At 47.6% G+C, this 3,975-nt stretch carries 3 protein-coding genes; 1 reads left to right on the top strand and 2 read right to left on the bottom strand.

Annotation, left to right across the window (positions count from 1 at the left end):
- Window positions 1-116 precede the first annotated feature (116 nt).
- The gene (locus tag PsW64_RS10820) at window positions 117-1,367 is read right to left on the bottom strand and encodes a tyrosine-type recombinase/integrase (RefSeq protein ID WP_063303601.1); all 1,251 of its coding nucleotides are present in this window, start codon (window positions 1,365-1,367) and stop codon (window positions 117-119) included.
- Between the two features lie 654 nt (window positions 1,368-2,021).
- Between PsW64_RS10820 and PsW64_RS10810 the strand changes: the two genes are divergently transcribed.
- Complete coding sequence (locus tag PsW64_RS10810; protein WP_063303602.1) at window positions 2,022-2,798, top strand: 5'-nucleotidase, lipoprotein e(P4) family; 777 nt, start codon at window positions 2,022-2,024, stop codon at window positions 2,796-2,798.
- Between the two features lie 415 nt (window positions 2,799-3,213).
- Here PsW64_RS10810 and PsW64_RS10805 read toward each other — a convergent pair whose 3' ends face one another.
- The gene (locus PsW64_RS10805; RefSeq protein WP_063303599.1) at window positions 3,214-3,726 is read right to left on the bottom strand and encodes a DUF1269 domain-containing protein; all 513 of its coding nucleotides are present in this window, start codon (window positions 3,724-3,726) and stop codon (window positions 3,214-3,216) included.
- Window positions 3,727-3,975 lie beyond the last annotated feature (249 nt).

The raw sequence follows: 3,975 nt of genomic DNA, 5'->3' as shown, positions 1-3,975 counted from the left end.
CAGCTGAGAAGTTCTCACAGTGTGTTGCCGCGACCAGTTGAATCCACCGTCACATTGAAACATACGGTGTTCGCAAATATCCGAGTAAACACTTCCAAATGCCTGTAGCAGAGTTCTCATTCTCGTCCTTCCAATCCAGCCTCAATCCGTTCACCAATCGTCTCTGACAATACCCGGATTGGATGGGCATCATGGTTCACATAGCGATTGGTGATGGTCACGTTGCGGTGGCGCAGAAGGTGGCTGATGAGGAAGGCGTTACTGCCTGCTTGAGCTGCGAAGGTGCCAACCGTGTGGCGCAGATCGTGAATACGAACATCGGGAATATTGGCATGGATGCGGATGCGCTGCCATGCATTCTCAATGACTTCAATCGAAATAGGTTGTGTCGGATCTTTACAGCCGGGTAAAACATAAGGTGAACCATCCACTCGTGGGATCTCAGAGAGTATTTCGATGGCACTGCTACTTACCGGATGAGGTTTACGCTCATCCCCCTTTCTTGAAGGCAGCGCAAACGTGGCCAATTCAAAATCAATATGCTTCCATTTCAGGGTTGCAATTTCACTAAAGCGCGCACCGGTGTAAAGCAGCAGGCGTAAGCAACAAAGAGCTCTTGGATTAACAGGTGTCTTTCGCTTTGCAACATCCTTGGGCAAGTGTTTGGCTGTACTCTTCCCGGCTTTTATGATCCAGGGAAGACCTTCCTGGTCTGCCAGCTCAAGGGTACGCCCCAGTCTTTGCAGCTCTTCCTCTGACAGGAAACGATCACGCTCGTTTTCTTTGTAACGCTTGACCAACCGAACCGGGTTGCTGTGCTCTGGCCTTAGGCCCCATACTTCAGCGAGATTGAACGCCTTAGATAAGACAGCCAGAACTTGATTGCCTTGACGAGGTGTTGCTCTCAATGAGTGATGCAGCTTTGCAATATCCTGCCGCCTGACAGAGTTGAGTTTCATGTGCCCCAGTCGTGAACGAACACATCGCTTTAGGAGACGTTCAATGTCTTTCATTGTCTTGGGCTTGTTGTGAACCTGCACATGTTTACTCATATAGAGATCAAGGAGCACATTCACCGTGGGAGCAGCTCGTTTGTTTTCCCGCTTTAATAGAGGATCATCTCCATTGCGGACCTTCGCCAGAACGTCGGTCGCCAGATCTCTGGCTTGATCAGGTGTCAATTCACCATATTTCCCAAGGCTCATACGACGGGAGCGGCCTTCATGCGTGCGATATTGCACAATGAATGTTTTTGCACCGCTTGGCATCACTTGAAGGCCAAACCCTTTGAGCTTGCTATCCCAGAGGAAGTGTTTTTTGCTTGCTGGCCTTGCCGCGTCAACCGTTCGCTTCGTTATGTTCGGCATAGACATACCTTTCCCGCTGACGGCTCGTGACAGGAGCCACCACACATACGAATTTTGAAGTTGAAAAACGCCTCCATTTGCAGCTGTTTCTGACGGCATGACAGCTTGTTACGACCTTTAGGGCTTTCTTTTAGGACCTGTGCAAAACAGCCCCCAAATCGTCATAGGTCAAAAACCTCGCTGCTTACCGTTCTGTGTCAGCACTGTGTAAGCAAATGAGAGCGTTGGAAAGCGCAATTTCACCCCCCTCTTAGCTCCAGTAGATAACCTTTCAAATTAATTTCGCGAAAAAGCATTGATTTCTTCAAGGCCGTCCACATTAGAACTGTCGGCAGATTTTTAATTTTCAGTAGTTTCGCTCTCTTTCCGAAATGTTCTAACGTCCTTGCAATGCCTTTCTCGCTCTCACCACTTTGCCGAGCTGTTGTGAACTCATGAAGCGTAGCAGTGACCAGAACTCCCGGATACGCTGTTCCCAGCGTGTCATGCTGACCGCTTGGCAGCCAAGGGAATTTCCATCTGTCAATAGACGATGTCAATAAGACTATGAACACGGTTTAAGATCGATTGTGAGTTTTGTATGCCTCATGATCATGGCTTTGTGAAGTTTCACAAAGCCATGAAAGCAAAAGCTCAATGAAAGAGAATAGTCTTATGAAACAACGCTTCCTCACGACTTCCGTACTGGCCTGCTTGATCCTGGGTTCACTGGTGCAGGCGAGCTTCGCGCAAGAAGCTTCCTCAAACGACTGTTCTGTTGCGGAGTTCACCATGGGCTTGCGTTTCCAGCAGCAATCAGCGGAAGTTCGGGCACTACAGAGACAAGCCTATAACATTGCTAGGCAGAAACTTGCAGCTGCAGTCAAAGCGGCAGATGATCCTTCGAAACTGGCTATTGTTTCTGATCTGGATGAAACTGTGATTGATAATAGTACCCTGTTGGCTCGTGATCTGAAGAACTGCCATACATATGATGTATGGGACACTTGGCTCCCATGGGAGCGCGATGGTAAGCCGACATTGATCCCTGGAGCAAAGGAATTCTTAAACTACGCAGATAAACTGGGGGTTGCTATTCGCTATATTTCAGACCGTGCGGACAAGCAGAAAGATTACACACTGGCCACATTGAAAGAGCTGGGTTTACCACAGATCAGCCCCGAAACTGTTCTTCTGCTTGGACCACCCAAAGTGGAGCGACGTGAGATTGTCCGGAAGGATCACCAGATTGTTCTGATGCTGGGGGATACATTGCATGACTTCGACGGTGGTTTCCGCAAAACTCCTCTGGATCACCAGAAATCTCTTGTCGATGAGAATGCCGCTAAATGGGGTGCAGAGTGGATCGTTTTCCCGAACACCGCTTACGGCACGTGGTCCGAAGCTCCTTTGACCACATGGAGCGATGAGACCATCATTGAAAAATGGTGACTAGATCAATTTATCTTTTTCAGATCGCTAGATTTTCTGGTGATTGATTGGTCTTAATGCTCGACTAATATGCGTATAAGTGGTGTCAGAGGCTCATGTCTTTGTTGGTTTGCGAAAACATTCGAAAGTCTATGAGGTTAGCATGGCACCACTTGTACAGCCCTGCGCAGAAAGACAAGCTGGGAAGTTCGTTTACGGTGCAGGATTTTCTTTTACCGAAAAGGAGGATTGAAACATCACATGCGTTGTACCCGGATTAGAAGCGCATATTAAAGCTGTATACCCGCAGTGTCTGACTGTTTTCTCAGAGCATGATGATGACTGCACTAAGTGATTACTCAAGCCCTTTAACGTATAAAGGTCAGGCTACACAGTACCTCAAAGGCATTGGTAACCCGACCCTATCTCTTGAATTCTATACGTTTACACTTGAAACTTCAGAATGAGCTGCGTCGAAAGCTTCACGAAGGGAGTTTTCTTTGGAGCGATCAAGATTTGTTCGGATGATATGACCGCCCTGTTGACCAAGCTTTTCAATGACTTTGTCGGATACTTCCTTGCGGACCATCATAAACAAAGCTGCCTGCCCTGGTTTTAGTACAGAAGCGACGTCCTTCATGAACTTGTCGTTGATGCCATAGTCACTGAGCGCCCCGCTAAGTGCTCCGGCTGACGCCCCGGCAACGACACCTAGAAGAGGGTTCAGGAAAATTAGACCAATCAGCAATCCCCAAAATGCGCCTCCAGCGGCTCCGGCAGTCCACATGTTGACCATCTGGTTTAGCTTTATTTTTCCATGTTCATTTGCTTTGGCGACAACTGCATCTGCAATTTCCACCATATACTCGTGTTGTAGTTCTAGCAGTTCTTCGCGTGCTTTTTCTGCTTCTGCTTCATTATCGTAGCCAATGACGATCAATTCGGACATTTCTATCACCTTGTTTTAGTCTTTAAAACAAGCAAACAGGCTTGAACATCGATCATTGGGTTTGGTCGATCGCACAGGCCTGTGTTGTTTGCTGGCAAGCTATGAAGCAGATGAAGGTGCTGTGTCTGTTAGCTGGTTAACAGACTGCCGAATATTTTAGAATTATGTTGGGAGCTTTGGAAAAGCGTGTTTTTCTGTTTGTCGTCAGCACCTATGGAACAGGCTTACGGATTTGAATAAGGGAGTGTT

This window comes from Pseudovibrio sp. W64 (genome assembly GCF_001623145.1).
Taxonomy (GTDB): domain Bacteria; phylum Pseudomonadota; class Alphaproteobacteria; order Rhizobiales; family Stappiaceae; genus Pseudovibrio.
The sequence above is the reverse complement of the archived record's forward strand: the minus strand, read 5'-3'. Positions and strand labels throughout refer to the sequence as shown.